Origin of the sequence: Microbispora sp. H10836, from assembly GCF_012999525.1 — a bacterium.
Taxonomy (GTDB): domain Bacteria; phylum Actinomycetota; class Actinomycetes; order Streptosporangiales; family Streptosporangiaceae; genus Microbispora.
The window spans coordinates 113,194-136,832 of the sequence record NZ_JABBWU010000017.1; the positions used below are offsets into that span (position 1 = coordinate 113,194).

A 23,639-nucleotide genomic window follows, 5' to 3' on the forward strand; every position below is an offset into this window, starting at 1 on the left:
CTGCCTGATACCGGTATCACGCGGTGGTCACGCTGGCACACCTGACGGGCAGGCGTCAACAGGGAGACGGATTCCGGTCATCGATACGCCTGTGACATGCTGTTTTGTCGAGACAGGCGGTCTCGGGGAGCCGCTGGAGGAAAAATTCTTGTGAACAGGTCTGGTACCGGTATCACATGCTCTGTACAGTCACCCGTCATCAAGTGGGTCGTGCCGGCGGCGCGTCCCGGCGGATCCGAGGTGCTCTCGCACCGGCGGTCCCTCCTCCCCCCTGAGAGAGAAAGGAAGCCCATGCGCCCTCGCGCACTGACGACGTTCGCGGCACTCGCCGGAACGTCGGTGCTCGCCCTGGCCGGATGCACCGGCGGCGGCCAGGCGGACAAGGCTCCCGCGGCAGACGTCGCCGCCAGCCCCGACTACTCGGGCACGTTGAGCATCCTCACGAAGTTCGCCGGTGACCCCCTCGAGCCGTACTTCGAGGACCTGGCCGCGGAGTACGAGAAGCTCCATCCCGGGGTGAAGATCGAGCTCATCCAGGAGACCGACCAGAGCATCAAGGACAAGACCAAGACGCTGACGGCGTCGAACGCCCTGCCGGACGTCTACTTCACGTGGACCGGCACCTGGGCGGAGAACTTCGTCCGCGGCGGCCGCGCGGCGGACCTGACCCAGGTGATCGGTCCCGGCACGGAGTGGGGCAAGACCTTCAGCGAGGGGGCGCTGTCGGCCTTCGCCTACGACGGCAAGTACTACGGGATCCCGCTGTACGGCAACGGCAAGTTCATGGGCTACAACAAGGCCGCGTTCGCCAAGGCCGGGGTCGAGGTGCCGAAGACGCTCGAGGAGCTGATCGACAGCTGCACGGCGCTGCGCAAGGCCGGGTACGAGCCGATCTCCTTCGGCAACAAGGACGGCTGGCCGGCCCTCCACTACATGCAGCAGCTCTTCGCGTACGACGTGCCGACGGCCACCTTCGAGGCGGACCTCAAGCCCGCGACGGCCAAGCTCGACGACCCCGGCTACGTGAAGGCCCTCACGCGCTTCAAGACCCTCGTCGACACCTGCACCGACACCAAGACCGGCACCAACGGCGTGCTGTACTCCTCGGCGCAGGAGGCGTTCGCCGACGGCAAGTCCGCGATGTACTACCAGGAGATCCTGGAGTTCGACAACGAGACCGCCGAGGGCAAGCTCCCCGTCGACGACTTCGGCATCTTCCAGCTTCCGGCGCCGCAGGGCGCGGCCGGCGACGCGACGATCGTCGAGGGGTCTCCCGAGGGATATCTCATCAACGCCGCGTCCCCGCGTGTCCCGCTCGCCGTCGACTTCATGAAGTTCGTCACGAGCACCAAGAACGCCCAGACGCTTTCGGCGCCGCCGTACGGCCAGCCCAGCACGGTCATCGGCGCCGTCACCCCCGAGACCTCCAGCAAGGCGGTCTACGAGGGCATCGAGCTGGTCAACAAGGCGCCGAAGCTGGCCGCGTGGCTCGACACGGTCACCGTCCCCGAGGTCGCCGACGCGTGGCTGTCCGGCGGCGAGGCGCTGATCACCGGCAGCAAGACCCCCGAGCAGGTGCTCGAGAGCGTGCGCCAGGCCTCGGCTGCGGCGAAGTAGCCGGGGAGGGCAGGCCGGTGCGCGCCATGAGCAGACGGGCCGCCGGGCTCGCGTGGGTGGTCCCCGCCCTCGCGCTGGTCGGGGTGTTCGTGTACTTCCCGCTGGTGGAGAACTTCGGGTTCAGCACGCTCAAGTGGGACATCTTCAGCGGGAGCCAGGAGTACGTCGGGCTGGACAACTACGCCAAGCTCGTCGACGACCCGGTCTTCTGGACCTCGCTCGGCAACAACGTGCTGTTCGCGGTGGTGTCGATCGTCTTCCAGGTGTTCGGCTCGCTCGTGCTGGCCGCGCTCATCGAGGGCGTGCGCAGTGAGCGGTGGCAGCGCGCCCTGCGGGCGATCTACTTCATCCCCTGCGCGATCTCGCTGACCGTCGCCGGCCTGCTCTTCTACTTCATCTACGAGCCCAACCTCGGGCTGCTGAACCACCTGTTGCAGGCGGTGGGCCTCGACGGGCTCCGGCACGCGTGGCTGGGCGAGGAGGGCACGGCCATGCCGGCGGTCATGGTGATGAGCCAGTGGCAGGGCTTCGGCTACTCGACCCTGCTGTTCGCCGTCGCCATCCAGCGCATCCCCCGCGAGATCTACCAGGCGGCGGCGCTCGACGGCACCGGGCCGATCCGCCGCTTCTTCCACGTGACCGTCCCCCTGGTCCGCGAGATGACCGGCGTGATCATCATGCTCACGATCTCGGGGGCGTTCCAGGTGTTCAACGAGGTCATGGTGATGACCAGCGGCGGGCCGAACAACTCCACCCAGGTGCTGGGCACCTGGCTGTACCGCAGCGGCTTCGTCCGCAACGACTTCGGCTACGCGGCCGCGATCGCGACGGTCATCTTCGTGGTCACGCTCGCCATCGCCGTCGCGCAACTGTGGGTCGCGCGCAGGAGAAGGGTGGAGTGGTGACGCGTCTCGGCTTCCTCGGGGTGATCGCCCGGCTGCTCCTGTGGGCGTTCCTGCTCTGCCTCGCGGTGGTGGTGATCTACCCGCTGCTGTGGATGCTGCTCAACGGCTTCAAGACCAACGCGGAGATCTTCGGGAACCCCTTCGCGTTGCCCTCCCACTGGGGCTTCGACAGCTACCAGAAGGCATGGAACCGCGGGGTGAGCAACTACCTCACCACCAGTGTCCTGGTCACCGTGACGTCGACCGTCGCGACCGTGTTCGTCAGCGCGTGGGCCGCGTACGGCCTCGCCCGGGTGGACATCCCGTTCGGCAAGGTGGTCACCGGGGTGATCCTCGGCGGGCTGATGCTCGCCCCGAGCGTGGCGCTGGTGCCGCTGGTGAAGATGTTCCAGGCCATGGGGTTGTACAACAGCTTCTGGGCGCTGCTCATCCTCTACACGGCCTTCCGGGTGCCCTTCACGACGTTCCTCATCCGGGCGTACATGCTGGACCTGCCGCGCGAGGTGGACGAGGCGGCCGAGATGGACGGCTGCGGGCGCTGGACCGCGTTCTGGCGGATCACGCTCCCGATGTGCAAGCCGATCATCATCTCGACGGTCCTGCTGCACATCCTGTTCGCCTGGAACGAGTACCTGTTCGCCATGGTGTTCACGAGCGGCGCCGGCGTGCAGACTCTTCCCGTCGGCCTGATGAGCCTGATGAGCAAGCACGGCACCGAGTTCCCCGTCGTGTTCGCCGGCATGACGATCGCCGCCGTCCCGGTGGTGCTGCTGTTCTTCTTCGGCCAGCGGTACATCGTCAGGGGCCTCGCCGACGGAGTCGGGAAGTGAGCCCTGCCGACGGAGTCGGCGGATGAGCGCGGCCGACGACGTCGGCAAATGACAGCAGAGCCCTCGCGTACGACTGGAGCGCCGATGTCCTTCCCCCGGATCACCGGATCGAACTTCTCCTACCAGCACCTGCCGTTCGACCGGTTCCTGGACGACGCGGCCGGCCTCGGCCGCGAGGAAGTGGAGCTGTGGGGCGTCGCCCCCCACTTCCACGTGCCGCAGGTGAGCGACGCCGAGGCCCGCGCCGTACGCCGCCGGGTCGCCTCACGCGGCCTGCGGGTGCGCTGCCTCACCCCGGAGCAGGTGATGTACCCGGTCAACATCGCCTCGCCCGACAGCCGGCTGCGCGCCTCCAGCATCGCGATGTTCCGTCGTGCGGCCGAACTGTGCGCGGAGCTCGGGGCCGAGCTCCTGCTGCTGACGCCGGGCCGGGGCTACGAGAACGAGCCGCCGGAGGCGGGGTGGCGCCGCTCCGCCGACGCGCTCGGCGAGATCGCCGCGCACGCCGCGGCCCTCGGGGTGACGTGCGTGCTCGAACCCCTGCAGCGGGTGGAGTCGAACGTGCTCAACGACTCGCGGGCGCTCGCGCGGATGCTGGACGAGGTCGCCGCGCCGAACCTCGCCGCCGTGCTCGACACGGTCGGCATGGCGGTCGCGGGCGAGAGCGTGGACGACTACTTCGACGTGCTCGGCGACCGCGTCCGCCACGTGCACCTGATCGACGGCCGCCCGGCCGGGCACCTGGCGTGGGGCGACGGAGAGCTGCCGCTCGCCGAGTATCTCGCCGCCTTCTCCCGGCGCGGATACGACGGGTTCATGACCTTCGAGCTGTTCGGCGACGGCACCTACGCCTTCGCTCCCCGGCCCGTCGTGGAGCGCTGCCTGTCCGCCGTACGGGCCGCCTCCGGCCGGGCCGGCGGGTGAGCCCGGGGCACACGGCGGGCCGGTCCCGGCGCGGGGTCACGTCACCCTGCGCCGGGGGAGCGGCAGGCGCGACCCGGTGAACAGCGCGCCGCCGAGAGCGGCCAGCAGGGGGAGCGCCACGAGGAGCAGGCCGACGAGCGGCCACGGGACCACGAGCGTGGGCGTCTCCCCGGGCCGCACCAGAATAGGCACTCCGTCGGGCCGCACCAGCATCCAGGCCTCCCTCCGCGAGGGGACCAGAGCCGCGGCGATGCCGGGCGGCAGGCCGGCCAGCACGCCGGCGGTGGTGCCGAGCAGCGCGATCACCAGGGCCTGGCCCGCGACGACGGCCCGCCTCACCCGCGGGTCCGCTCCCACCGCGGCCATGGTCTCCAGGTCGGGCCGGGCCTCGACGGCGGCCAGCGCGGTCGCGACGAACGTCATCCCGAGGACGAGCACGGCGGCCGCCACGGCGAGCACGAGCAGAACCACCAGGTCGTCGGCGGGCCCGCGCCGCGACTCGAGCCGCACCGTCGCGTGGGACGTGACGGCCTCCACCGCCGCGGCGATCCGGTCCGCCGTAGCCCGCGGCGTCCGATAGTCCGCCGGGTTCACCGCGAGCACGGAGGTGACGGTGCCGTATCCCTCCTTCTCGATCACCTCCGGCGCGACCACCGCACGCGCCCAGCCCTGACCGGTGGGCGGCACTCCGACGGCCGGCAGGGAGAGGGAGACGATCCCGCTCAGGGCCGTCGCGTCCCGGCTTACCAGCTGTACCTCGATTCGGTCCCCGTGGACGGCCGCGGGATTGAGCACGACGGCCTTCCCGGCGCGCAGCGCCGCCACCGCCCGCGGATCCTCGCGTCCCAGCACGTAGCGCAGCAGGCTCTCGTCCCCGGCCAGCAGTCCTCCGCTCTCCCCGTCCAGCGTGCGGAACGGCAGATCCCCTCGGGTGAGCGGCGTCGGAAGGTTGACGCCGAGCGGCAGGCCGGCCTTCGTCGCGAGGGCCCGCCCTTCCACGAGTGGCACGTCCGCCGGCAGTTCCCGCCGTACGGCGGCGCGGACGCGGTCCCACAGCTCCGGTGTCAGATCGGATCCGGTGACCCGCAACGCGCCTGTCGGGCCCTGCGGCAGGTCACGATCGTTCATCGGCCTCTGCGCGAGCGCGGTCTGCGAGGTGATGCCCGCCGCGGTGAGCACCACGACCGTGGTCATCACCGCGGCGACGGCGGGCACCGTACGGCCCCTGTTGCGTACGGCGTCCCTTGCGGCGAAGCGGAGCGGCAGGGGGAACCGGACGGCGACCCGGCCGACCACCGCGACGAGGGCAGGCACCAGGGCCACCAGCCCCAGCTGGGTGAGCAGCGCCGAGGCGGCGACCCAGTGGACGCCGTACCGGGCGCTCACCGCCGTGGCCGCGACGCCCGCGACGACGAGCACCGCCCCCAGCAGCGGCCGGCCCGCGCGGTCCCGGCGCCGCTCGCGCCTGCCGGACAGCACCGCCACCGCGTCCGTACGGCCCGCGCCGATGGCCGGGGCGAGGGCGGCCAGCAGCCCGGCGACGACGCCGAGCACCGCGATCAGCGCCACCGGAGTCCACAGGACGGTGACCGGGCCCGCCAGCCTCTGCGTCCACAGTTCGAGACCGGGCATCGCGAGCGGCACCGCCGCGATGCCGATCGCGGCCCCGGCCACGGAGCCGGCGACGCCGAAGAACAGACCGTCGGCCAGCGCGATCATGCGGAGCTGCGCGGGGGAGCCGCCCTGCGCGGCGACGAGCGCGAACTCGCGGGCCCGGCGCCGCCGGCCGACGGCGAAGGCGGGCCCGGCCGCGAGGACGACCTGTAACAGCGCGATCCCGGTCCACGGGAGCACGGGCAGGGTGGAGGAGTCGAATCTCAGGTCGTAGCGCGGCTCGGCCGCCGAAGCGCGCTCGACCTCCGCCCGGCTGACGACCAGGAGGCCGCGCGCGTTGAGCCGCCGGACGTCGGCCCACGACAGCGGGCGCGGTGCGTCCACGAGCCAGCTGTGCGTCATCTGACCCGGATCGGCGAGTTCGAAGGCGGATTCGGGCAGGCTGCCGGGAAAGGCGACGACGTCGGGCCACATCCCCGTCGTCGCGAACAGGGCGACGCCGACGATCCGCAGCGGCCGCCGGTCCTCCCCGGCGAGGAGCGTCGCGCCCGGCCTCACCTGCGCGTCGAGCTTCGGGGCGGAGATGACGGCCTCGCCGGGAGCGGCGGGAAGCCTGCCCTCGACGAGCCGGAAGGTGCCCAGGGACATCGGGTCGCGCAGATCCACCTGCCGGATGGTGCCCGTCTCGTAGCCTCCGGGGGCGAGATAACGGACGAACTGCTGTGACACCGGAATCAGACGGCTGCCGGGGAGGAGCCCGGCGACTTCCGCCCGCGTGTACGGCGTGACGTCCGTGCGACGCGCCCCGTGGATCTCCCCTCCCCACACGTCCTGGCTGATCCCCTCCAGCCCGTGGGCGCCCTGCACCAGCGCGTCGGCCCGGCCGAGTGGGTAGTGCCCGTGCTGCTCGGCGAACATGGTGGCCAGGGCGGTCAGCGCGAAGGTGGCCACGGCGACGGGTAGCGCGAGCATCGCGAGGATCAGCGCGCTGCGTCCCTTGGAGCGCCAGGCGGTGCGGCGGGAGATTCGCAGCGCCGCGCGCAGGCCCCTCATCATGCGCTCACCGCGCCCAAGCCGCCCGTGCCCTCCGTGTCGTCCGTGTCGTCCGCGCCGGACGAGTCGGTGATCCGTCCGTCCCTGAGGAAGACGACGCGGTCGGCCCAGGCCGCGTAGCGGGGTTCGTGCGTGACCAGCAGCACGGCGGCCCCCGCGTCGGCGCGCTGCCGGAGCACCTGGATGATCTCGTCGCCGGTCCGGGTGTCGAGGGCGCCCGTCGGCTCGTCCGCGAGGAGCAGGCGGCGCTCGCCGACGAGCGCCCGGGCGATGGCGGCCCGCTGCCGCTGCCCGCCCGACAGGTCGTCGGGGAACCGGTCGCCCAGGTCCGCGAGGCCGATCTCCTCCAGCACCTCCAGGGCTTCCCGCCTGGCTGTACCGGCACGGACGCCGTCCAGCTCGCGCGGCAGCGCGACGTTCTCGGCGACCGTCAGCGACGGAATGAGGTTGAGGTCCTGGAAGACGTAGCCGGCGCTCCGGCGGCGCAACTCCGCCAGCTGCCTGGGTGACAGTGTGCGCAGCTCGCGGCCTTCGAGGAGCACGGACCCCTCCGACGGCCGATCGAGCCCGCCCGCGAGGTTGAGCAGGGTGGACTTCCCGGACCCCGATGGGCCCATCACCGCGACCAGCTCGCCGGCGTGGACGTCCAGGCTGACGCCCCGCAGCGCGTGGACGGCCCCGGTCCCCTCGCCGTGGACGCGTACGACACCGGTCAGGCGGACGACCGGGTGGCCGCCCGGTTCGGGTAACCGGCCCGGAGATCGGTTTTCGGTCACGGATTCTCCTCGGAGGGACGGGCGAGGACGGCTTCGCAGTGGTCGAGCCAGCGCTGCTCGGCCTCGGCATGGAAGATCATCGAGTCGACGACCAGGCGTTGTGCGGCCTCGGCGGAGGCGTCGAGGCTCCGCTTGGCGCGGGTGAGCTCCTGCAGGCCCCGCATCGTCGCGGACCGCTGGGCCCGGATGACCGCCGCCACGTCGACGCCGGGCGTGGTGACGGCCATCGCGAGCTTGATGACGAGCTCGTCGCGGGGCCGGTCGGCCCGGGCGACGGGTTTGGCGAACCACCGGCCGAGCTCGTCGCGGCCTTCGGCGGTGATGGCGTACCGGACCCGGCCCTGCTCGTCCTGGCCGCCCTGGTCGTCGCGGGCCACCAAGCCGTCGCGTTCGAGGCGGGACAGCGTCGTGTAGACCTGTCCGATGTTCAGCGGCCAGGTCGTCGCGGTGGACGCCTCGAATTCGGCCCTGAGCTGGTAGCCGTAGCGCGGGCCCCGGCTCAGCAGGGCGAGCAGGCCGTGTCGTACCGACATGAATACTCAGTATGCATACTGAGTATGCCGCTGTCAGCGGATCACCGGGAAATGGCGAACGGCCGGGACCGCGCGGACGCGGCACCGGCCGGAAGCGAGATCAGCGGATCAGCGGCGGATGACCTTGGCGAGGATGGCGACGAAGGCCGCGAAGCCCAGCCCTCCGACGAGGATGGGCGCCATGACGACCGCGTCGGGATCAGGGCCGGTCAGGTAGCGGATGCCCATGCCGATGAACAGCAGGCCGCACAGCAGGGACATCCAGTCCGTACGGTGCACCCGGCGCGGGCGCTCGGGCCGGGACTCACGCGGCACGGCGCACCTCCACGTCGCCGAGGCCGGCCTTGACGTGCAGCTCGATCGTGGGCGCGTCGCCCTCGACGGGCGCCTCCGGCTCCAGGATGCGGTCGAACCGCACGTCGGTGCCGTCCTCGACCTTGTGGTCGATCTTCACCTCGCCCAGCTTGGCCGAGCCGTGCACCTCGACGCGGGCGGTCACCGGGACGATCACCGTGAGCTGTCCCAGCGACACCGAGGCGTCGAACCTGACCCGGCCGCCCGGCTTGAGCGCGACGTCGCTGAGGTCGAGCTTGCCCTCGCCGATCCCCAGCTCGTACGTGCCGGGCGACTGGACGGAGCCGACGGGGTGCCAGACGAAGCTGCCGATCTTGCGGGGGATGCCGTTCATCGTCGAGCTCCCCACCAGTACGAGGGCCACGATCGTCCCGGCGGCGACCAGCCCCGCGCCCCGGCCGAACCACGTCGCCACCAGCAGGCCCGCCCCGATCGTGACGAGGACCGCCCCGCCGACGACCGGTAGGCCGACCGTGCCTGAGCCGGTCCGCTCCATGGTGACCAAGATCCCTCCAACGATCAGGGCGAGGCAGATGGTGAGGCCGCCGACGAACGACCGGGGACGCCTGGGCTTCGCCGGACGCGCGGGCGGCGGCGTCGGCGGCGTGTAGGGGTCCGGCGCGTAGGGCGAGCCGTAGGGCTGATGCGGCTCCCGCATCGTGTAGGGGCCGTGCGGGGCGAAGGGCTCACCCGATCCGTATCCGTGGCCCCCGGCTCCGTGCCTGCGCGCGCCGTGCCGGGCGTCCTGGGCGCCGCCGGGGCCGTACGCGCCCTCCCGCGCCTCGCGGGCCAGGTCGGACAGCCGCCGGTAGCCGCCGCCGGCCGGATGCGCGGAGACGGAGGGCCCCGGTGCTCCGGGCGCCCAGCCGTCCGGCGCCCCGTGGCGGTCCGGCCCCGGGGCGGCCTGGCCGGGAACGTTCGCGCCGGGGGCGTTCGCGCCGGGCGCGGGCTCCGCGGCCAGACGGGCGACGGATTCGAAGGGCCGGGTCGGCGGGTCGCCGTCGGCGCGCCCCGCCGCGTCCTCGGCGACGGCCTCCTGGACGAGCGTGTCGTCCGCGACCGCCTCCATCATGGTCGTGTCCTTCCCCGCGGGCTCCTTCACAGCGGGGGCCACCGGGTCCGGGACGATCGTGTCGTGGATCGCGGTGTCGTCCGCGGCCGCGCCGGGGCCGGCTGGGCCGGGCTCCGCGGCGTCCGTCACGGGCGCCTGCCCGGCGGCGCCGGGCGGCGTCGGCGCGGGCGTCTCCCGCAGCGGCGTCTCCCGCAGCGGTGTCTCCGGCATCGGCGCTCCCGCCCCGGGCACGCCGGCCCCGTACGGCTCCCGCGCGGGCGGCGGAGTGAAGGGCGCGAACGGCGCGAAGCCCGGGGCGGCGCGGGTCATGCCGCGCCGTCCGGTCGCCCGGTCGGGCATCGACTTGGCCATGGTCAGCAGGTCGACGCCGCGCGAGTGGGCGGCCATCAGCACGATGGCCAGCAGCGTGCCGACCACGATCGTGCCGCGGTTGATCCCCCCGGAGGCGACGTTGATGATCAGGCCGAACGCGAAGACCGCGGCGAGCAGCGCGAGCACGGTCTCGGCGTCGAACAGCCGCCGGGTCCACTGCTCCAGGTGGCCGGGCCCGCCGCCCGGCTGGCGCATCAGCAGGAACGCCGCGACGTACAGCAGGACGCCGGTGCCGGAGGCGAGGACCAGCACCGCGAAACCGACCCGGAAGAGCACGGGGTCCATGCCCGTGAACCTGCCGAGGCCCGCGCAGACGCCCGTGATCATGCGGCCGTCCCGGGAGCGGCTCAGCACCTTCTCGGGCTCGGGCGGGCCGGCGGGGTCGGGAGCGGGGGTCGATGGTGCCTCGGTCATGGTCCCATCCTGGCGTCGCCCGCCGTACCCCTGCCATCGGGGGAACCCCTGACTCGTCCCCGACCCCTCAGGGACGGCGTCAGGGCATGCCCTGATGCGCTCATGGCCGGTGACGTGTGACGATGCTTCCCGAGATGTCTGAGATGCCTAACGCCCCCGCGGCGTTCCCCCGGATGGTCCGGCCCGTGTCGGGCCGGGTGGTCGCGGGCGTCGCCCAGGGCGCCGCCGCCCAGTTGCGGCTCGACCCCGTCGTGCTGCGCCTCGCCTTCGTGCTGCTCACCGTCGTCGACGGGCTGGGCCTCGTGGCGTACGCCGCGCTGTGGATGTTCACCCCCAAGGAGGAGGTGAAGGGCCGCGAGCCGGCCCGCGAATGGGGCCAGCTCGCCGCGTACGGCGTGCTGTGGCTGGCCCTGGCGAGCTTCGCCTGGCTGACGGGCGCCTCCAGCGGCGGCTTCGGCATGTGGCCGATCGCGGTCGGCGGCATCGGCGCGCTGATCCTGTGGCAGCAGGCCGACCCGGGACGGCGGCAGCGGTGGATGTCCGGCGCGGTCAAGCAGGTCAGCACGACCTGGGTACGCACCGGCATCGGGGCGCTGCTCGTCGTCGTGGGCGCGATCGGCTTCCTGGCCGCGAGCGGCGAGCTCGCCAAGGCCAGGACCGGGCTCGTGTTCACCGCGGTCGTCGTCGGCGGCATGCTGATGATCGCCGCGCCCTGGCTGGCCTCGCTCGTCAAGGAGCTTCAGCGCGAGCGCACCGAGCGCATCAGGCAGGAGGAGCGGGCCGAGGTGGCCGCCCACGTCCACGACTCGGTGCTGCACACGCTCACCCTGATCCAGCGCAACGCCCACGACGCGCGGGAGGTCGCCCGGCTCGCCCGGTCGCAGGAGCGCGAGCTGCGCAACTGGCTGTACCAGCCCAAGCAGGACGCCGACGCCACTCTCGCCGCGGCCGTACGGCGGGTCGCGGCCGAGGAGGAGGACGCCCACGGCGTGCAGATCGAGGTGGTCTGCGTGGGCGACTGCGAGCTGAACGAGGGCCTGGTGGCCCTGCTGCACGCCGCCCGGCAGGCGATGGTCAACGCGTGCAAATACAGTGGGGCTCCGGTCGTCTCCGTCTACGCCGAGGTCGAGCCCGACGAGGTGACGGTGTTCGTCCGGGACCGGGGCAAGGGCTTCGTGCTCGACGACGTCCCCGGGGACCGGATGGGCATCCGCCAGTCGATCATCGGCAGGATGGAGCGCAACGGCGGAAGCGCCCGGGTCAGGACCGAGCCCGGCGACGGAACCGAGGTCATGCTGACGATGAAAAGAGAACCATGAAGACCGTACGCGTGCTGATCGTCGACGACCACCGGCTGTTCCGCTCCGGCGTACGGGCCGAGCTGGGGCCCTCGATCCAGGTGATCGGCGAGGCCGAGGACGTGGAGTCGGCCGTCAAGGCGATCGCCGAGCTGGAGCCCGACGTGGTGCTGCTCGACGTGCACATGCCGGGCGGCGGCGGCCAGGAGGTGCTGCGGCGCGTGCTCGGCTCGGGCTCCCAGGTGCGTTTCCTCGCCCTGTCGGTGTCGGACGCGGCCGAGGACGTGATCGGGGTCATCCGGGGCGGTGCCCGGGGCTATGTGACCAAGACGATCAGCGGCACCGAGCTGACCGACGCGATCATCCGCGTGTCGGAGGGCGACGCGGTGTTCTCGCCGCGGCTGGCCGGCTTCGTCCTCGACGCGTTCGCCTCGACGGAGGCCCCGCCGATCGACCCGGAGCTCGACTCGCTCACCCAGCGGGAGCGTGAGGTGCTGCGGCTGATCGCCCGGGGCTACGCCTACAAGGAGATCGCCAAGGAGCTGTTCATCTCGGTGAAGACCGTCGAGACGCACGTGTCGAGCGTGCTGCGCAAGCTGCAGCTGTCCAACCGCCACGAGCTGTCGCGCTGGGCCACCGCACGACGTCTGGTCTGAACCCGTCTGGTGCGATCGCCCTCCGGCGTGCGACGCTCGGTTAATGGGCCGTGACGTACCCTCCGTCTCCTTCACCCGGGAGGACCGCCGTCGCTACCGGGACAAGGTGAAGCTGTCGCTGGACGTCCTGGACGAGATGCTGCGGGAGTCGCGGTTCGGGTTCGACCGGCCCCAGATGGGCCTGGAGATCGAGCTGAACCTGGTCGACTCCCGGGGCGAGCCGGCGATGAAGAACGCCGAGGTCCTGGCCGCCATCGCGGAGCCCGACTGGGCGACGGAGCTGGGGCAGTTCAACGTCGAGATCAACATCCCGCCGCAGGTGCTGTCCGGCGAGGGCAGCCGCCTGCTGGAGGAGTCCGTACGGCTGCGCCTCAACCGGGCGCAGGAGCGGGCCGCGCGCGTCGGCGGGCAGCTCATGCTGGTCGGCATCCTGCCGACGCTGCGTGAGACCGACGTCAGCGAGGGGACGCTGTCGGCGAACCCCCGCTACAAGCTGCTGAACGAGCAGATCTTCGCCGCCCGGGGTGAGGACCTGCACCTCATGATCGAGGGGGTCGACCGGCTCGACACCTACGCCGACAGCATCACCCCCGAGGCGGCGTGCACGAGCGTGCAGCTCCACCTGCAGGTCAGCCCCGAAACGTTCGCCGACCACTGGAACGCGGCCCAGGTCATCGCCGGTCCGCAGGTCGCGGTCGCGGCCAACTCGCCGTACCTGTTCGGCAAGGAGCTGTGGCGCGAGACCAGGATCAGCCTGTTCGAGCAGGCCACCGACACCCGGCCGGAGGAGCTGAAGGCCCAGGGTGTGCGGCCGCGCGTGTGGTTCGGGGAACGGTGGATCACGTCGGTCTTCGACCTGTTCGAGGAGAACGTCCGCTACTTTCCCGCACTGCTGCCCCTGTGCGAGGAGGAGGACCCGAGGCAGGTGCTGGACGAGGGCGGGGTGCCCGAGCTGCACGAACTGCGGCTGCACAACGGCACCGTCTACCGCTGGAACCGGCCCGTCTACGACGTCTCGGACGGCGTCCCCCATCTGCGGGTGGAGAACCGGGTGCTGCCGGCCGGGCCGACGGTGGCCGACATCGCGGCCAACGCCGCCTTCTACTACGGGCTCATGCGCGTGCTTCCCTCGGCCGAGCGGCCCGTGTGGACGCGCATGTCCTTCGCCGCGGCCGAAGACAACCTCCGCAACGCCGCGAGGTACGGCCTCGACGCCCGCCTCTACTGGCCGGGCTTGGGGGAGGTGCCCGCCGCCGAGCTGATCCTGCGCAGGCTGCTGCCGATGGCCTATCACGGGCTCGACCTGTGGGAGGTCGACCCGGTGCAGCGCGACCGGCTGCTCGGCATCATCGAGCGGCGCTGCGTGACCGGCCGTACGGGGGCGGACTGGCAGGTCAGGACGGCCCGCGCGTTAGGTGGCGACCACGAGGCGCTGCGCCGCATGACCCTGCGCTACCTGCAGCACATGCACACCAACGAGCCCGTGCACACCTGGAGTATGTGAAGTTACCGGATCGGTGACGGGTATCGGCGGCGGCGCAAATTTTTGTCGCCTAAATGGGTATTCAGACGGAAATGACCCGTCGAGTACTCGCCGCCTTCCTGCTAGCAGTGACTCTGCTCGCCTCGTGTGGCACGCTCACCGGTTCCCCGCCCGATCGGGCGCAGCCGGGGAACGCGGCGTCCGGGGGGAGGACGCCCTGCGAGGGCGTCGGCGACGACTTCCCCGGCGACGTCAAGCTCGCCCGGTGCCTCACCGAGTGGTTCTGGTCGCGCCGCTTCCAGGAGAGCGGGGAGACGTACCGCCCGATCACCCGCTTCGTGGCCTACCGGGGGAGCGACGGTCCCGACTGCGGTGGTCAGCCGGCCGTGCCCGAGAACGCCTTCTACTGCCCGTACGGTCACTTCATCGCCTACGACGCGGCCTGGCTGGAGGCGATGTACGACCGGATGGGCGACGGGGCGGTCTACGTCGTGATCCCGCACGAACTGGGACACGCCGTGCAGGCGCAGCTCGTCGACGACTTCCGCTTCAACGTGGAGCGGGAGCTTCAGGCCGACTGCTACGCGGGCGCCTCACTGAGCGGCCTGATCCGCGTGGGGGTGCTGGGCACGGAGCAGGGCGACGAGGAGGAACTGCTCACCAACATCCGGGCGGCGGGCGACCCGACCGACGTCTGGTGGGCGCCGGACGCCCACGGATCGCCCGCGTTGCGCCAGCAGTACTTCGCCCACGGCTACAACGAGGGTGCGGGGACCTGCTGAGGCGGCATGTGGTCAGGCTGGACCGGAAGCAGAACGGGCGGCACCCTGGCAGCATGCCGACCGTCCGGGATCGTCACGGACGACGACTGGAGGACGGGTGAAGCCTGCGCTGGTGGGATGTCTCGGCGTGCTCGCCGCGGCGAACGTGTTGAACAACCGGGTCGCCAGGCGGTGGGCGCCGCTGACCTCGACGGTCGCGACGGGGGCCCTGCTGGCGCTCGCCCGGCGCGAGAGGCTGACCTTGCGGGAGCTGGGCTTCGACCGGGCGCGGCGGGGCGCGATCGCGGGCGCCGCGCTGGCAGGCGTTGTGGCGGCCGGATACGCGGTGGGCGTTGCCCATCCCCGGACCCGGGCGCTGTTCCACGACGAACGGGCGCTGGCGCTGTCGCGCCGCCGCGTGCTGGAGGAGGCCCTGGTCCAGGTGCCCTTCGGGACCGTGCTGCTGGAAGAGGTCGCCTTCCGCGGCGTGCTGCCCGCCCTGCTCGGCCGCTCACTCCCGGCGCGTACGGCCGTCGCCGCCTCGGCCGCGCTGTTCGGGCTGTGGCACGTGCTGCCCGCCATGGACATGGCCCGGGCGAATCCCGCACTCGGCCGCCTGACCTCGGGCGAGTCAGCGCAGGAGCCCGGCGCCCTCGCGGAGACGGCAAGGCTGGTGGCGGGGACGGTCCTGTCCACCGCCCTGGCCGGAGCCTTCTTCCACGAGCTGCGCCGCCGCGCCGGGCTGCTCGCCCCGTCGCTGCTCCACCTGGCGACCAACAGCCTCGGATACGTCGCCGCCCGGCTGGCCAGGCGGATCGGGAAGGCCGCGGAGACCTCCCGAACGGCAGGGGCCGCTGCGCTGCCGCGCTGAGCGGCCTCTGACCGATGCGTCTCGGTGAGCATCGATGGTGGACAAGTCATTGAATTTGTGGAGAGGCCCATATGAGGGGGTTTCAGACGGATCACCGCTGGGCCCGCCAGTTCAGGGCCTGGGGCCGGCCCTACCGGCCGATCCGGAGCTTCACGGCCTACATCGGCACCCGCGGACCGAGGTGCGACGGCGCGGCCTCCGACCCCGACAACGCGTTCTACTGCGTGCCGGGCCACTTCATCGCCTACGACGTGAGGTGAGCTCCAGGCCGACTGCCTGGCGGGCGGCACGTTGCGCGGCCTGGTCATGGCAGGTCAGCTCCGATGGGAGCCGGGTGATGTCCAGGCGATCCGCGACCTCTTCGAGGAGCTTGGGGACAAGGACATCCCCTGGACGGATCCGGACGCGCACGGCAGTCCCTGGCTCCGCGCGAGGTACTACTGGAAGCCGTCGTCCGGGTCGGCCAGGCCGGTTCGGTAGGCGTACGCGACCGCCTGGGCCCGGTCCCGGAGACGGGCCTTGGCGAAGAGGTTGTTGATGTGCGTCTTGACCGTGGCCTCGCTGATGAACAGAGCGGCGGCGATCTCGGCGTTCGACAGGCCACGGGCGATGAGCCGCAGGACCTCCGCCTCGCGTGGCGTCAGCCCGTCCGGCGGCGTCCCGCCACCCGGCGGCCTCCCGGCATTCGTCGGCCTCCCGGCATCCGGCGATCCCATGGCACCGCGTGGTTCCCCACCACCCGGCGTCCGGCCCGCTCGGGGCGCCTGCCGCCCGTGGCGCGGCGACAGACGCGACCGGGGAGCCGGCGCGGCGGCCGGGCCGGGCGGTTCCGGGGGCGGAGCGGTGACGGTGTTCAGGAGGCGGCGCTGCACGCCGGTGTCGAGCTGGGCATCGCCGTTCATCACCGTGGTCACGGCGCGGGCGATCTCCTCGGCGTCCGCGCTCTTGGTGAGGAAGCCGCGCGCCCCGGCCCGCAGCGCGGCGAAGACCGACTCGTCGTCGGTGTACGTCGTGAGCACCACGACCTGGGTGTCCGGGAAGCCGGCCCGGATTTCGCGGGTGGCCTCCACGCCGTCCATGCGGGGCATGCGCAGGTCCATGAGCACCACGTCGGGCCGTTCGTCCGCGACCAGGCGGAGCGCGGCCTCGCCGTCGGCCGCCGACCCCACCACCTCTATCTCCGGCAGCAGGCCGAGCAGCAGCACGAGCCCGTCGCGCACCACGGCCTGGTCGTCGACCACGAGCACGCGGGCGGTCACGCCGGCACCCGCAGCCTGACCCAGAAGCCGTCCTCCACCTCGCCGGCCTCCAGGGTGCCGCCGAGAAGCTCGGCCCGTTCGCGCATGCCCACGAGACCGTATCCTCCACCCGGCGTTCCCGGCGCGTCACTCGGGGGGTTGACGACCTCCAGCTCGCACTCTCCGCCGCGGAAGTCCAGCCGTACCGCGGCGGGGGAGCCGGGGGCGTGCCGCCGCACGTTGGTAACGGCCTCCTGCGCGGTACGGATCATCGCGAGCTCGATCTCGGGGGGAAGGCGGCGTCGCGGGCCACGGATGTCGAGCGTGCACTCCCTGCCCGTGGCCTCGCGGAACTCCTCGGCGAGCGCGTCCAGCGCGGCGGGGAGCGGCGGGGTGTCGTCCCGCAGCGCCGCGACGGCCCTGCGGGCCTCCTCCAGGCCGTTCTTGGCCAGCTCGCGGGCGCGTTCGACCCGGTCGAGCGCCTCCTGGGACCGGTCGGCGCGCAGCAGCAGCCGGGCGCCCTCCAGATGCACGATCTGCGCGGACAGGGAGTGCGCGAGGATGTCGTGGATCTCCCTGGCGATCCGGGCGCGTTCGGCCAGCACGGCCTCGCCCGCCTGCGCGGCGGTCGCGGCCCTGCGCTGCCTGATCGCGTAGGCGACCGTGAAGACCACGCAGAGCGAGACGCCCAGGCTGACGCCGCGATCGGCCGGTCCGGCGGGGGCCACGGGTGACATGAGGCCCATGGTGACCGCCCCGAGTCCCGTCAGGGCGAGCAGCAGGACCGGCAGCGATCGGCTGAGCGGATGCCGCACGGCCGCCGCTCCGATGGCGAACATGACCACGGCGACGGCCGGGCTGCCGCCCTTCGAGATCGCGTCGAGGACGAGGGCCGGCACGATGGCGAGGCCGAGAAGAACGGCCTGCACGCGCCCCGTGTCCCAGCGGCGCGGGAGCACGGCCGGCCGTAGCCGGAGCACGATCGTCATCGCCAGGACGACGGCGACGGCGGCGGTCAGCACGGTGACGGCGAGCCGCTCGCCCGCCAGGCCGAACCCCGGTGCGGAGGTCGCCTGCCCGCCGATCAGCATCGCGGTGACCGCCGCCAGCAGGCACACGCCGGCGATCGCGTTCCTGCGGTGGGCCTCAGAGCCTTCCCGGCTTCCGCCGGGGTGGCCGGGAGGATGCGAGGGGTCACGTCTGAGCACGTCCCGACGCTAGCGGGCCGTCTGGACACCGGGGACGGCGGTGCCGGGCAGGGCGCTCGCCCGGCGGGCGACCATGAGGAACTGCACGCCGAGGGTCACCCCGATGAACAGGAGCATGGAGCCCTGGGACGAGGTCACGCCGAGGAACGCGGTCAGGAAGATCATCGCGACCCGGACGGCGATGGAACCCACCCACGCGAGCAGCGTCGTGGCGGTGCCCTGCGACCACGCCACGCCGTGCTGGTCGAGCCAGACGCGCGTGGTCGCCGCCCGCAGCGCGCCGAGACCCGCGGCCACGAGGAGCCCCGCGGCGAGCAGGGCGACGGCGAGCACCGGGTGGAGGGGGTCGACGAGCTTGTCCCCGTCGGCGGCGAGTCCGGCCAGGACCATGGCCGCGGAGATGATCAGGCCGACGGGCCTGGCGGCGGGCCGCGGTGTCATCTGCCGGTAGATCACGAGGGCGACCGCGGCGAGGGCGATGACGATGATCTGCGCTGTCTGCATGCGTAAGACGGTAGGAAGAGCGGCCGCGGAGCGGATCGGCGCCAGGGTGGAAAGCGGGGGTGGAGAGCGGGGGTGGAGAGCAGGAGAGAAGCGGGGGTGGGGAGCGCCCATCTCCACCCCCGGGTGGACGTCCCACCCCTTCCCCGTGATCTCGAACTTTGCCGCACGGATGGCCTGTGTCCTGCGCCGGCCCTGTCCATGATCTTGCACTTTCTCCGGCACAGGCCCGCCCACCCGCGCGTTCGTCCCGCGTGATCGTGCGGTTCGTCAGGCGGTGGCGACCCGCTGGAACGCCTCCGCGTACGAGCCCTCGGGGAGGCCCGCGGCGGCGGCGTGGCCGGAGAGCCAGCCCTTGACCATGCCGTCCAGGTCGGGGATGTGCGCGGTCTGGCTCTCGTGCGCGCGCAGCGCCGCGATCTTGCGATCCACGGTGGAGGTGACGTCGACGTAGTGGTTGACGGTCATGCCGCCCGTGAGCCACACCTCGCGGACGGTCCAGGCCTCGAGCCCCTCGTCGGCCAGCAGCTCGGGGAAGGCGTACGGGTTGCGCGCGTCGGGGTAGACCGCGTCGAGGGTGGCGCCGCCTACCGCGCGGTGGTCGGGGTGGCTGGGGCCGAGCCGCTCGTAGTTCCGGTCGGGGCTCGAGGTGATGACCAGGTCGGGCCGCACCTGGCGGATCACCCGGGTGATGTCCCGCCGCAGGCCGAGCGTCTGCTCGACCACGCCGTCCTGGTAGCCCAGGAAGCGCAGGTCGCCGACGCCCACGCACTTGGCCGCGGCGGTCTGCTCGGCGCGGCGCAGCGCCGCCATGCCGCCGTTGTCCACCGCCCGGTCGAATCCGCCCGCGTCACCATCCGTGACCAGGCAGTACACGACCTCCGCGCCGGAGTCGGTCAGTGTGGCGACCGTTCCCGCGGCGCCGAAGTCGATGTCGTCGGGGTGCGCGACGACCACCAAAACCTTTTTGATTTCCGCCTCGTCCAGCAAGAGCAGCCTCCTCATGGTGTGGCACATCACCTTAAACGTGACTTGCCGGGCGAGTGGGCTCCGGATGTCGGTGCGCGGCCATAACCTAAGGAGAGTGTCCACCCGAGCCGCCACTCATCCATTGCTCGACGGCCTCAACCCGCAGCAGCGGGACGCCGTCACCCACCAGGGCAGTCCGCTGCTGATCGTCGCCGGGGCCGGCTCCGGGAAGACCAGGGTGCTGACGCACCGTGTCGCGTACCTGCTGGCGGAGCGCGGCGTCCAGCCGGGGGAGATCCTGGCGATCACCTTCACCAACAAGGCCGCCCGCGAGATGAAGGAGCGGGTCGACAGGCTCGTCGGGCCGCGGTCCAGGGCCATGTGGGTCATGACGTTCCACAGCGCCTGCGTGCGGATCCTGCGGCGCGAGGCGAAGCGCCTGGGCTTCACCTCCAGCTTCTCGATCTACGACCAGGCCGACTCCCAGCGGCTCATGGCGATGGTGTGCCGCGAGCTCGACCTCGACCCCAAGCGCTATCCGCCGCGGTCCTTCTCGGCGCAGGTCAGCAACTTCAAGAACGAGCTGATCGACTACGAGACGGCGGCCGACCGGGCCTCGACCCATCTGGAGCGCACGCTCGCGGAGGCGTACCGCACCTACCAGCGGCGGCTCACCGAGGCCGGCGCGATGGACTTCGACGACCTGATCATGCTGACGGTCACGCTGTTCCAGCTCTTCCCCGAGGTGGCCGAGCACTACCGGCGGCGGTTCCGGCACGTGATGGTCGACGAGTACCAGGACACCAACCACGCGCAGTACACGCTGATCCGCGAGCTGGTCGGGCGGCCCGAGGTGCGCACCGCCGACGGCGACGTGGTGCGGGAGGGCGTCGAGCCCTCGGAGCTGGTGGTCGTCGGCGACGCCGACCAGTCGATCTACGCCTTCCGCGGCGCGACGATCCGCAACATCCTGGAGTTCGAACGCGACTACCCGGACGCGCGGACGATCCTGCTGGAGCAGAACTACCGCTCCACGCAGACGATCCTGAACGCCGCCAACTCGGTCATCTCCCGCAACGAGGGCCGCAAGCCGAAGAACCTGTGGTCCGACCAGGGCGCGGGGCCGAAGATCATCGGTTACGTCGCCGACAACGAGCACGACGAGGCCATGTTCGTCGCGCAGGAGGTCGACCGGCTCAGCGACGACCACGGGGTCACCCCCGGCGACGTGGCGGTCTTCTACCGCACGAACGCCGCGTCCCGGGTGTTCGAGGAGATCTTCATCCGCACCGGCCTGCCGTACAAGGTCGTGGGCGGGGTGCGGTTCTACGAGCGCAAGGAGGTCAAGGACCTGCTCGCCTACCTGCGGGTCCTGGCCAACCCGAACGACACGGTCTCGCTGCGGCGCATCCTCAACGTGCCCAAGCGCGGCATCGGCGACCGCGCCGAGGCGATGGTCGAGGCGTTCGCCAACCGCGAGCGCATCGCCTTCTGGGAGGCGCTGCGCCGGGCCGACGAGGCGCCGGGAGTGGCCACCCGCTCGCTCAACGCGATCCGCGACTTCGTCACCATGCTGGACGAGCTGCGAGCCAAGGAGCTTCCGCTGTCGGACCTGGCGGAGGAGGTGCTGAGCGCCACCGGCTACCGGACGGAGCTGGAGACCTCGGGCGACCCGCAGGACGAGAGCCGGCTGGAGAACCTCAACGAGCTGATCTCGGTGGCCGCCGAGTTCGAGGAGGCCAACCCGGAGGGCACGCTCGTCGACTTCCTCGAGCAGGTCTCGCTGGTCGCCGACGCCGACCAGATCCCGGACGGCGACGACCACGGCGGGGTGGTCACGCTGATGACCCTGCACACCGCCAAGGGCCTGGAGTTCCCCGTGGTGTTCCTCACGGGCATGGAGGACGGCGTCTTCCCGCACATGCGCTCGCTGAACGACCCGAAGGAGCTGGAAGAGGAGCGCAGGCTGGCGTACGTCGGCATCACCCGGGCCAAGCAACGGCTCTACCTGTCCAGGTCGGCGGTTCGCTCGGCGTGGGGCGCGCCGTCGTTCAACCCCGCCTCGCGCTTCCTGTCGGAGGTTCCGGGCGACCTGGTCGACTGGCGCGGCGACCCCGGCAAGACCGCCTGGTCCGCCGCGACCTCCCGCCCGGCCGCCCGTACGGCTCCCGCGCAGAAGACCGGCGGCCGGCAGATTCCGAACCTGTCGCCGGGCGACCGGGTCACCCACGACACCTTCGGACTCGGCACGGTGGTGGCGGTGGACGGCCAGGCCGAGAAGACGCGCGTGAAGATCGACTTCGGTAGCGAGGGCGAGAAGACCCTGCTGCTCGCCTACGCCCCGATCGACAAGCTCTGATCGGCGAGCTCTGACCCGTTCCCGCTCGCCGCGGGCGCTGCCGGAGGTCTCGGTGGTCGCCGCCTGACCGGGAGACGCGTCCGGCGGGGTGGAGCGAAACGGCGGGATGGAGCGAAACGGCGGGATGGAGCGAAACGGCCGGTCCCGGGTGTGATCACCCGGGACCGGCCGCCTCTGGCCCTGCCGCGCGAGGGGCTCGGCCGCGCGGTTCAGTGCATGATCGTCCGCCGGTTCAGTCGTTGGGCAGGATGACCGGGCCCTGCGTGTCCGGCAGCTCGCTGTCGAGGTCGCTCAGGTTGGCGACCTGGCTCCTCGGCGGCGCCTTGACCGTGACCTTCCTGCCCCAGCCGGCGAACGTGGTGACGTCGGACAGGGTGAAGGTGACGGACTTGCCCTCGGCCTTCGTCTTCAGGTCGGCGGTGGCCGAGGCGCGGCGGACGAGCTGGTCGGAGCCGACCCACAGCTTCCAGGACACCACGGTCTTGCCGGGGTTGGACCCCAGGCTGGCGAGGCTGTACTTCAGGCCCGGGCTGATCTTCATGAGCTGCGCCAAGGTGATGGTGCCGCGGTAGAGCGTGGTCTTCGCGCCGTTGACGCTGCCGCCAGGCCCCTTGGCCTTGGTGGTCGTGAGGACCGTCTTGAGGGTGCGCCAGTCGGTGGCGTTGAAGAAGCCGCCCGTGGTCAGCGAAGAGTCGAACCGCTGGACGGGGACCCGCACCCAGGTCTTGCCCTCCGGGAGCAGATCCGCGTAGACGCCACCGGAGAAGTAGGCGGTCCTGCCGATGACGATCGTGCGGACGGGGTCCTCGGCGCCCTTCAGGTCCTCGTCCTTCTCCTTCAGCAGGTCGCTGTACTTGACCTTCTGTGTGCTGTCGGCGGCGACGATGCCGGACCGGCCGAAGGCGTAGCCGCCGTTCGAGGTGACTTTGATGGCGGGGATGCCGAGAATGTTCAGCGTGCTCGTGGAGACGTACCGCACACCGTGTCCGGCGACGAACTGCTTGCGCAGCGCCGCCGCCGGGTCGGCGGCGGGGGCCGGCGCCTGCGCCGAGGTCTGAGCCTGGGCGGGGGCGGCGACGGCGGGCGCCACGAGCGCGGCCGTCGCGGCGCACGCCAGCGCCATGATTGCTCGCTTCAAAGGTGATTCCTCCCGTAAGTGCCCTCATGATCGAAAGGGCAGCTCGGAAATCTTCGCGGCTCATGATCACAAGAAAGTCACGAAAATCCACATTTACTGTGAGTTTTCAGCTAGTGGGCCGGTATGCGGGCTGATTATTATTTCGCCGCGAAATGTTCGTAGCGAAAGGACATCATGGAGGAGAACGCGGCGGTCGAGGAGATATCCCGGCTCTACCCCGCCGTCCACCGGCGTCTGCGCACGTCCGGTCGCCTGCTTCCGGGCCGCGACCTCACCGCCCGAATGGTGTCGGTCCTGCGTCACCTGATGTCGTACGGACCGCTCACCGTGGGCGACCTGGCCGGGCGTCTGCGGCTGTCGCGGGCCGCGACCACCGAACTCCTCGACCGCGTCGAGAGCCGGGGTCTCGTCGCGCGGACGCGCGACCAGCGTGACCGGCGGCGCGTCTATGTCCGGATCACCGAGGCGGGGCGTGCCGCCGCCGCCGCTGGCGCGGGCCGCGACGACGCCGGGCGCGACGACGACCCGCTCACGGCGGCCGTGCGCACGATGACCCCGCAGGAGAGGCAGGGGCTCGTGGACGGCCTGCGCGCGCTGCTCCGGGAGCGTCCGGCGGGCGGCTGACGAGGGGCCGTTCCGCGGGGAGGCGGCGCGCGGCGGTTACGCTTCGGGCAGCGAGCACCATCTGCGGGA

Annotated in this window: 22 protein-coding genes; 12 read left to right on the forward strand and 10 right to left on the reverse strand. The window is 71.8% G+C overall.

Annotated features, from left to right (window positions below; all coding sequences use genetic code 11):
* Positions 1-291 precede the first annotated feature (291 nt).
* The 4 genes from HHX30_RS28260 to HHX30_RS28275 all read left to right on the forward strand — a co-directional run bounded on the left by HHX30_RS28260 (position 292) and on the right by HHX30_RS28275 (position 4,276).
* Positions 292-1,617, forward strand: coding sequence for an ABC transporter substrate-binding protein (locus HHX30_RS28260; RefSeq protein ID WP_169985291.1), 1,326 nt, complete (start codon positions 292-294; stop codon positions 1,615-1,617).
* Between the two features lie 26 nt (positions 1,618-1,643).
* Positions 1,644-2,522, forward strand: coding sequence for a carbohydrate ABC transporter permease (locus tag HHX30_RS28265; protein ID WP_169985293.1), 879 nt, complete (start codon positions 1,644-1,646; stop codon positions 2,520-2,522).
* On the forward strand, positions 2,519-3,352 hold the full coding sequence (locus tag HHX30_RS28270; RefSeq protein ID WP_311922895.1) for a carbohydrate ABC transporter permease: 834 nt from the start codon (positions 2,519-2,521) through the stop codon (positions 3,350-3,352). Before HHX30_RS28265 ends, HHX30_RS28270 begins: the two co-directional genes overlap by 4 nt.
* An 84-nt stretch (positions 3,353-3,436) precedes the next feature.
* Positions 3,437-4,276 carry a sugar phosphate isomerase/epimerase gene (locus HHX30_RS28275; RefSeq protein ID WP_169985297.1) on the forward strand — a complete coding sequence of 280 codons (840 nt, stop codon included), beginning with the start codon at positions 3,437-3,439 and terminating at the stop codon, positions 4,274-4,276.
* 36 nt (positions 4,277-4,312) lie between these two features.
* On the opposite strand, the gene HHX30_RS28280 is transcribed toward HHX30_RS28275, so the two are convergent.
* The 5 genes from HHX30_RS28280 to HHX30_RS28300 form a co-directional block, all read right to left on the reverse strand.
* A complete protein-coding gene (locus tag HHX30_RS28280) occupies positions 4,313-6,946 on the reverse strand; it encodes an FtsX-like permease family protein (protein ID WP_169985299.1) in 2,634 nt (877 codons plus the stop codon).
* Entirely contained in the window at positions 6,943-7,719 is a 777-nt protein-coding gene (locus tag HHX30_RS28285) for an ABC transporter ATP-binding protein (RefSeq protein WP_169985301.1), read from the reverse strand. Before HHX30_RS28285 ends, HHX30_RS28280 begins: the two co-directional genes overlap by 4 nt.
* Positions 7,716-8,252: a PadR family transcriptional regulator gene (locus HHX30_RS28290; protein WP_169985303.1), complete on the reverse strand. Its 537-nt coding sequence runs from the start codon at positions 8,250-8,252 to the stop codon at positions 7,716-7,718. Before HHX30_RS28290 ends, HHX30_RS28285 begins: the two co-directional genes overlap by 4 nt.
* Before the next feature lie 108 nt (positions 8,253-8,360).
* A complete protein-coding gene (locus tag HHX30_RS28295; protein WP_169985145.1) occupies positions 8,361-8,567 on the reverse strand; it encodes a hypothetical protein in 207 nt (68 codons plus the stop codon).
* A complete protein-coding gene (locus HHX30_RS28300; protein WP_169985305.1) occupies positions 8,557-10,464 on the reverse strand; it encodes a PspC domain-containing protein in 1,908 nt (635 codons plus the stop codon). Before HHX30_RS28300 ends, HHX30_RS28295 begins: the two co-directional genes overlap by 11 nt.
* A gap of 143 nt (positions 10,465-10,607) precedes the next feature.
* Here HHX30_RS28300 and HHX30_RS28305 point away from each other — a divergent pair, with 143 nt between their 5' ends.
* From HHX30_RS28305 to HHX30_RS28330, 6 genes are all read left to right on the forward strand, one after another.
* Entirely contained in the window at positions 10,608-11,783 is a 1,176-nt protein-coding gene (locus HHX30_RS28305; protein ID WP_396705638.1) for a PspC domain-containing protein, read from the forward strand.
* Entirely contained in the window at positions 11,780-12,418 is a 639-nt protein-coding gene (locus HHX30_RS28310) for a response regulator transcription factor (RefSeq protein ID WP_169985309.1), read from the forward strand. Before HHX30_RS28305 ends, HHX30_RS28310 begins: the two co-directional genes overlap by 4 nt.
* 43 nt (positions 12,419-12,461) lie before the next feature.
* Positions 12,462-13,922, forward strand: a complete 1,461-nt coding sequence (locus HHX30_RS28315; protein ID WP_169985311.1) for a glutamate-cysteine ligase family protein — start codon at positions 12,462-12,464, stop codon at positions 13,920-13,922.
* Between the two features lie 71 nt (positions 13,923-13,993).
* A complete protein-coding gene (locus tag HHX30_RS28320) occupies positions 13,994-14,683 on the forward strand; it encodes a neutral zinc metallopeptidase (protein WP_169985313.1) in 690 nt (229 codons plus the stop codon).
* A 97-nt stretch (positions 14,684-14,780) separates the two neighbouring features.
* The gene (locus HHX30_RS28325) at positions 14,781-15,533 is read left to right on the forward strand and encodes a type II CAAX prenyl endopeptidase Rce1 family protein (protein WP_169985315.1); all 753 of its coding nucleotides are present in this window, start codon (positions 14,781-14,783) and stop codon (positions 15,531-15,533) included.
* Positions 15,534-15,604: 71 nt separating this feature from the next.
* Complete coding sequence (locus HHX30_RS28330; RefSeq protein ID WP_169985318.1) at positions 15,605-15,793, forward strand: hypothetical protein; 189 nt, start codon at positions 15,605-15,607, stop codon at positions 15,791-15,793.
* Between the two features lie 177 nt (positions 15,794-15,970).
* On the opposite strand, the gene HHX30_RS28335 is transcribed toward HHX30_RS28330, so the two are convergent.
* The 4 genes from HHX30_RS28335 to HHX30_RS28350 form a co-directional block, all read right to left on the reverse strand.
* A complete protein-coding gene (locus tag HHX30_RS28335) occupies positions 15,971-16,792 on the reverse strand; it encodes a response regulator transcription factor (protein WP_169985320.1) in 822 nt (273 codons plus the stop codon).
* A complete protein-coding gene (locus HHX30_RS43455) occupies positions 16,789-17,979 on the reverse strand; it encodes a sensor histidine kinase (protein ID WP_169985322.1) in 1,191 nt (396 codons plus the stop codon). Before HHX30_RS43455 ends, HHX30_RS28335 begins: the two co-directional genes overlap by 4 nt.
* 9 nt (positions 17,980-17,988) lie before the next feature.
* Positions 17,989-18,483: a DUF1453 domain-containing protein gene (locus HHX30_RS28345; protein WP_169985323.1), complete on the reverse strand. Its 495-nt coding sequence runs from the start codon at positions 18,481-18,483 to the stop codon at positions 17,989-17,991.
* A gap of 267 nt (positions 18,484-18,750) precedes the next feature.
* On the reverse strand, positions 18,751-19,485 hold the full coding sequence (locus HHX30_RS28350) for a PIG-L deacetylase family protein (protein WP_169985325.1): 735 nt from the start codon (positions 19,483-19,485) through the stop codon (positions 18,751-18,753).
* 49 nt (positions 19,486-19,534) lie between these two features.
* On the opposite strand from HHX30_RS28350, the gene pcrA reads away from it, so the two are divergent.
* Positions 19,535-21,808 (forward strand): DNA helicase PcrA, encoded by a 2,274-nt coding sequence (gene pcrA / locus HHX30_RS28355; protein WP_169985327.1) that lies wholly within the window; start codon positions 19,535-19,537, stop codon positions 21,806-21,808.
* A gap of 232 nt (positions 21,809-22,040) precedes the next feature.
* Here pcrA and HHX30_RS28360 read toward each other — a convergent pair whose 3' ends face one another.
* Positions 22,041-22,946, reverse strand: coding sequence for a hypothetical protein (locus HHX30_RS28360; protein WP_169985329.1), 906 nt, complete (start codon positions 22,944-22,946; stop codon positions 22,041-22,043).
* Between the two features lie 174 nt (positions 22,947-23,120).
* Here HHX30_RS28360 and HHX30_RS28365 point away from each other — a divergent pair, with 174 nt between their 5' ends.
* Positions 23,121-23,570, forward strand: a complete 450-nt coding sequence (locus tag HHX30_RS28365) for a MarR family winged helix-turn-helix transcriptional regulator (RefSeq protein WP_169985331.1) — start codon at positions 23,121-23,123, stop codon at positions 23,568-23,570.
* Positions 23,571-23,639: the final 69 nt, after the last annotated feature.